Origin of the sequence: Neorhizobium sp. BETTINA12A, from assembly GCF_023006485.1 — a bacterium.
Taxonomy (GTDB): domain Bacteria; phylum Pseudomonadota; class Alphaproteobacteria; order Rhizobiales; family Rhizobiaceae; genus Neorhizobium.
Genome location: NZ_JALBGW010000238.1, coordinates 1 through 5,269, shown reverse-complemented (window position 1 = coordinate 5,269; position 5,269 = coordinate 1). Strand labels below are relative to the sequence as shown.

Below are 5,269 nucleotides of genomic sequence, written 5' to 3'. Positions count from 1 at the left end.
GGCCAGCGCGCCATCGGCGGCGAAACCGTGCTTGCGGAATTCGGCTCCGCCAAGGGCCCGATCATCAGCCGCCGCACGTAAAGGGAGCTAGAGCCTGATGGAGACGCCCGCCTCGCCGCCCTCGCCCCCTCATTCGCACACGGAACACAACAGCCCGAACGAAGAGGCCCGCGGGCCGCGCCTGCGCGAAATTCCGCTCCGGCTGCTGGTGCCGAACCTGATCACGGTGCTTGCCATCTGCGCCGGCCTGACGGGCATCAGGCTCGCCTTCGAGGGGCGCTACGAGTTGGCGGTCGCCATGGTGCTGCTGGCGGCCTTCCTGGACGGCATCGACGGGCGCGTGGCACGGCTCCTGAAAGCCACGTCGAAATTCGGCGTGCAGATGGATTCGCTTGCCGACATCATCAATTTCGGCGTCGCGCCGGCGCTGGTCTCCTACGCCTTCCTGCTCGACCAGGCGCATTCGATCGGCTGGATCGCCGCCCTGCTCTATGCGATCGCCGCCGGCCTGCGCCTTGCCCGGTTCAACGTCATGGAAGACCGCAACATCAAGGCGGACTGGCAATCGGAATTCTTCGTCGGCGTGCCGGCGCCGATGGGCGCCATGCTGGTATTGCTGCCGGTCTATCTCGGCTTCCTAGGGCTCGAAGCGACGCCGATCTTCGTTTATGCAAGCGTTGCCTATACGGTGCTGATCGGCTACTTGCTCGTCTCCCGCCTGCCGGTCTGGTCCGGCAAGTCGAGCCGCATCCGCCGCGACCTGATGCTGCCGATCATGCTCGCCGTGGTGCTCTATGTAGCGCTGCTGATGAGCTATACCTGGCAAGTGCTGTCGACCACCGTCGTTGCCTATCTCCTCGTCCTGCCGTTCAGCGCCCGCGCCTGGCACCGTCGCTACGGCACGATTACAATCGAGGATGACAGTACGCATGTCTGAGTCTGCTCGAACTCGGTAAGCTGCAACTTCCGCGCAACAGTTTCCCACAAGATGACAGTTCTACGAATATCGGGCGGCAGTGCCAGCTTGCCGGCCACGATTCCGCCCGCTTTTATGGGAAAAGCCGCGATCGCAAAATGCAAACAAGAGATTCGCGTGTTGAGGAGACAGCCATGAGCACCGAGAAGAAGATTGAATCCAAACCGGAAATGACCACGCCCTACCGTCCACTCGGCCTGAAGGCCGTGGTTGCCGCAGCCCTGATGCTGAACCGCAAGCCGAAGCTTACCCCAGCCGGCTGATCAGTTGGCTGACCGGCTTCATTCGCCGCTGAAAAAGCTCCACAGGAGCCCGAGCGCGAGCAGGCCCATGACGATGCCGATAACGACATCCAGCACCCGCCAGGCGGCGGGTCTGGCAAACAGCGGCGCCAGGAAACGTGCGCCGTAACCGAGCCCGAAGAACCAGACGAACGAGCCAAGCGCCGCACCGACACCATAGGCCACGCGTTCCGCCCCCTCGAAGGCCGCAGACAGGCTGCCAAGCAGCACCACCGTATCCAGGTAGACATGCGGATTGAGGAAGGTGAAGGCCAGGCAGGTCAAGACCGCCGCCTTCAGCCCCATCGGTTCCGGCGCACCCGCCACCATCGCGGCCGGCTTCACTGCCCGGCGGAAAGCCATGAAGGCGTAGGTTCCGAGAAACACCGCACCGCCCAGCGTCACCACCGAGATCAGCATCGGCGACCGAGAAACGATGGTGCCTAGCCCACCAACGCCGGCGGCGATCAGCGTCGCATCCGACAGCGCGCAGATCAGGCAGAGGATGAAGACGTGGGAGCGGATCAGCCCCTGGCGCAGGATGAAAGCGTTCTGGGCGCCGATGGCGACGATCAGCGAGGCACCAAGTGCAAGGCCGGAAAGGCCGGCGGAAAACAGGTTCATGAAATTGTCCGTCTGAAGGAAGAGAGCCGAGGGGTCAGAAAAGCGACATCTGGGTCGAGTCGGGTTTCGGCTTTTTCGGCGGTTCCTCTTCCGGCTGCGCGACCGCGACCGGTTTCTGCAGGTCCGGCCCCATGTTGGCGACCTTGTTGACGAGATCGGAAACCGGCAGCGCCTCGAAGAAATCTTCCTGCACCGGCCGCATCAGATCGGCCACCTCGCGCGGCTCCTGCGTCTTGCAGTCGAGCCACCGGGAAAAATCCTCGGGTTCGATGACGACAGGCATGCGGTCGTGGATGTGGCGAAGGCCGCCGTTGGCCGCCGTCGTCATGATCGCGGCGGTATCGACTTCGGAACCGTCGGCCGAGGACCAGGTCTCCATCAGGCCGGCAAAGGCGACGACGCCGCCGCGCTTCGGGCGTATCCAATAGGCCTGCGGCTTGACGCCGCTTTCCTTCGGCGGCCGGCGCCATTCGTAAAAGCCGGTCGCGGGGATCAGGATCCGGCGATGGCGCATGGCGGCGCGGAAGGATGCCTTGCCGACCGCCGTCTCGGAGCGCGCGTTGATCAGCAGCGGAAACTCCTTCATGTCCTTCACCCAGCCAGGGATCAGACCCCAGCGCGCAAGAAAGGCGCGGCGTTCCGGCAGGTTGCTGCCCGGCTCACGCTTTTCGGACGACATGACGAGGAGGATCGGCTGGGTCGGGGCGATATTGTAGCGGGCCGGGAAATCGTCGAGATCCGCTAGGCTGAAGAATTCCGAAATATCCTTGGGGGTCGCCGTCAGGGCGTAGCGTCCGCACATGCGAACTATGTGGCATCGGGCATTGGAAGGGTCAAGCGCCGAGATCAGGCACTTCTCGGTCCAAACAGGATGATCGCCCCGCCGATGAGGCAGACGGCGACGCCGAGAACATCCCAGCGGTCCGGAACCCGGGCTTCGATGGTCCAGAGCCAGAGGATCGAGGCAAGGATATAGATGGCGCCATAGGCAGCATAGGTGCGCCCCGCCGCCTCGCTCGGCACCAGCGCCAGCAGCCAGGCGAAGACGATGAGCGACACGACGCCCGGCGCCAGCCACCAGACCGGCTTTTCCAGCCTGAACCACGCCCAGAAGGCGAAACACCCGGCGATCTCGGCAAGGGCGGCGAGGAAATAGAGGGTGTAGGTTTTCATCAGGGACGCGGGCTGGAACTGGATGTCAGGCGGTGCACGTTTTCACATGATCGAAGCAATGGAAACCGGAATGTGCGATAGAGGACCCGACTTCGAGACGGAGGAGTGTGTAAATTATCTGCTTACACATCTTGACGACATGTAAGCAATATACTCACATGTCGTATGATCAAATCCTTCACGAATAAGGCTTTGGCCACCCTGTTCCAGACCGGCAAGACGGGGAAAATCGATGCAAAGATGCACAAGCGCATCCTTGTGCGGCTGGACCGTCTGGAAGCGGCCGAGCGACCAGAGGACATGAACCTGCCGGGATTTGATTTTCATGCGCTGCATGGTCTTGATTCGCCCCGCTATACCGTTCACGTCAACGGGCCTTGGTGCATCACCTTCGAATTCGACGGCAAGGACGCCGCTCGTGTTGATTTCGAGCAATATCATTGAGGCGGCGGTTTAGGGAATGAGATCGATGGCGGAATATGAAGTAAGAAGGCCGATCCAGCGTTGCCCGTCACATCCCGGCGCGTTGCTTGAGGAGATCATCCCGGCGACCGGCAAGACGAAGGTCGAGATCGCGGAGCTTCTGGGCATTTCCCGCCAGCAGCTCTACGACATCCTGCGCGAGCGCAAGCCCGTCTCGCCGAATGTCGCGGCCCGATTCGGCAAGATGTTCGGTGACGGCGCGGCGATCTGGCTGCGCATGCAGGCCGCCTATGACGCCTGGCATGCGGAGCGCGAGGTGGATGTCAGCAATATTCCCACATTGAGCGCGGCATAGCCTGTTGCCGATGGAAACCGACATGTCCCAATCTCCCCAAGCCGCGTCCTCCGCCATTCTCGAACGAGATGGGCGGTTTCTGCTGATTCGGCGGATAAACCCGCCGTCGATGGATCTGTTCGCGTTTCCGGGCGGCCGGGCCGAGCCCGGCGAGACGCCGGACCAGACGGCAGTGCGGGAATTCTTGGAGGAGACGGGCATTCCGGTGCGTAATCCCGTCCTCTTCGCCACCTACGACCTGAAGAGCGAGAAGCAAGGTGGGCAGCATTTCTTTCTGTCAGTCTTTCGCGTGGAGGCCGACCCCGATAGCCAGGCGGTCGCCGCCGACGATGCGGCCGATGCCGGCTGGTATACGCTTGAGGAGATCCGCGACCTGGCCGTGCCGGCGAGCGTGCTCGAATGCGCCGAGAGGCTGGCGGCGGAGATCAATGCCCGCTAAGAAGGCTCGCTAAGACAGGCGCAATCGCGCCGCATCGGGACCCGTTCATGAAGCTCATTCAGCGACTTGGCTGCCTGACCCTGCTGGCAATCCTTGCGGCGACGCCGCTTGCCGCGCAGTCGGCGAAACAGCAGCCGTCCGCGCCGCCACCGCCTCCCCCGGCGGCCGAGGAAAAGCCGGCGCCCTATGACGGGCAACTGACGCGGCTGGCCGAAGTGCTCGGCTCCATCCAGTATCTGCGCGCGCTCTGCGGCGCATCGACGTCCGAATGGCGGGCCTCGATGCAGCAGTTGCTGGATGCCGATACAGGCACCGAGCCGAAGCGCCGCGAGAGGTTGACGGCGGCATTCAACCGGGGGTATCGGTCGTTTGCAGCCGTGCATACGTCCTGCACGGATGCGGCAAGAACCGCCGAAGAACGTTATCGTATCGAAGGCGCAACACTTGCGACAGAAATCGCCGCCCGCTTCGGAAATTAGAGGATTATTTACCTCTTTTGGCAGGAGGCCGTGTCGTTTTGATAAAAGGCTGATAAAGTTTTTAACGGGCTAGTAATTAAACGGGCACCGAGGACGACAGAATGCAGACAGGCCGCAACGACATCGACGACATGATTGTGCATGAGAAGATGCAGGCTGCCTTGGAATATCAGAGTGAGGCATGGGCAGATGGCCGTGCCGACGGTATCGAGCCGGAAATCATCGCCGACGCAGCTCTGGTACTTGCCATGCGGGAAACCATCCGCATTCATGGGGAAATGGGCGCCGAAGCCATGCTTGATTCGCTCAAGAGCCGCATGCTCGCCGGCGAATTCTCCCCCGAGCGCACTGTTCAATAAACGATAGAGGTTTCCCGTGCGAAACGCGGCGGAAACGACGATGCCCAAACTCTCCACCCGCCTTTCGGCGGCAATCGCGCTTGCCGCCGCCATGACAATGGCGGTCGGCGGCCAGGCCCTGGCGCTGTCCGAGCTGCGCCCGAGCGTCGAGCCACAACAG

10 protein-coding genes and 1 pseudogene are annotated in these 5,269 nt (G+C 62.4%); 8 read left to right on the top strand and 3 right to left on the bottom strand.

The genetic code is table 11. The features are described 5' to 3' along the window. The 3 genes and pseudogenes from MOV61_RS28115 to MOV61_RS30375 all read left to right on the top strand — a co-directional run. Positions 1-81, top strand: a pseudogene (locus MOV61_RS28115) (phosphatidylserine decarboxylase family protein); the annotation flags it as partial. A gap of 16 nt (positions 82-97) precedes the next feature. Next, on the top strand, positions 98-937 hold the full coding sequence (gene pssA, locus MOV61_RS28110) for a CDP-diacylglycerol--serine O-phosphatidyltransferase (RefSeq protein ID WP_247138950.1): 840 nt from the start codon (positions 98-100) through the stop codon (positions 935-937). A gap of 173 nt (positions 938-1,110) precedes the next feature. After that, complete coding sequence (locus MOV61_RS30375) at positions 1,111-1,239, top strand: hypothetical protein (protein WP_255759033.1); 129 nt, start codon at positions 1,111-1,113, stop codon at positions 1,237-1,239. Between the two features lie 18 nt (positions 1,240-1,257). Here MOV61_RS30375 and MOV61_RS28105 read toward each other — a convergent pair whose 3' ends face one another. The 3 genes from MOV61_RS28105 to MOV61_RS28095 are packed head-to-tail and all read right to left on the bottom strand — an operon-like array spanning position 1,258 to position 3,054. Then, positions 1,258-1,875 (bottom strand): LysE/ArgO family amino acid transporter, encoded by a 618-nt coding sequence (locus MOV61_RS28105; protein WP_247138952.1) that lies wholly within the window; start codon positions 1,873-1,875, stop codon positions 1,258-1,260. 40 nt (positions 1,876-1,915) lie between these two features. Next, positions 1,916-2,683: an SOS response-associated peptidase gene (locus tag MOV61_RS28100; RefSeq protein WP_247138949.1), complete on the bottom strand. Its 768-nt coding sequence runs from the start codon at positions 2,681-2,683 to the stop codon at positions 1,916-1,918. 44 nt (positions 2,684-2,727) lie between these two features. Continuing rightward, positions 2,728-3,054: a YnfA family protein gene (locus MOV61_RS28095; RefSeq protein ID WP_247138948.1), complete on the bottom strand. Its 327-nt coding sequence runs from the start codon at positions 3,052-3,054 to the stop codon at positions 2,728-2,730. A 165-nt stretch (positions 3,055-3,219) separates the two neighbouring features. On the opposite strand from MOV61_RS28095, the gene MOV61_RS28090 reads away from it, so the two are divergent. The 5 genes from MOV61_RS28090 (at position 3,220) to MOV61_RS28070 (ending at position 5,109) form a co-directional block, all read left to right on the top strand. After that, positions 3,220-3,498: a type II toxin-antitoxin system RelE/ParE family toxin gene (locus tag MOV61_RS28090; RefSeq protein WP_247138947.1), complete on the top strand. Its 279-nt coding sequence runs from the start codon at positions 3,220-3,222 to the stop codon at positions 3,496-3,498. A 25-nt stretch (positions 3,499-3,523) separates the two neighbouring features. After that, complete coding sequence (locus MOV61_RS28085) at positions 3,524-3,832, top strand: HigA family addiction module antitoxin (RefSeq protein ID WP_247138946.1); 309 nt, start codon at positions 3,524-3,526, stop codon at positions 3,830-3,832. A gap of 22 nt (positions 3,833-3,854) precedes the next feature. Further along, the gene (locus MOV61_RS28080; protein WP_247138951.1) at positions 3,855-4,271 is read left to right on the top strand and encodes an NUDIX hydrolase; all 417 of its coding nucleotides are present in this window, start codon (positions 3,855-3,857) and stop codon (positions 4,269-4,271) included. A 47-nt stretch (positions 4,272-4,318) separates the two neighbouring features. Then, positions 4,319-4,750, top strand: a complete 432-nt coding sequence (locus MOV61_RS28075; RefSeq protein ID WP_247138944.1) for a TIGR02301 family protein — start codon at positions 4,319-4,321, stop codon at positions 4,748-4,750. 101 nt (positions 4,751-4,851) lie between these two features. Then, a complete protein-coding gene (locus MOV61_RS28070; protein ID WP_007752665.1) occupies positions 4,852-5,109 on the top strand; it encodes a hypothetical protein in 258 nt (85 codons plus the stop codon). Positions 5,110-5,269: the final 160 nt, after the last annotated feature.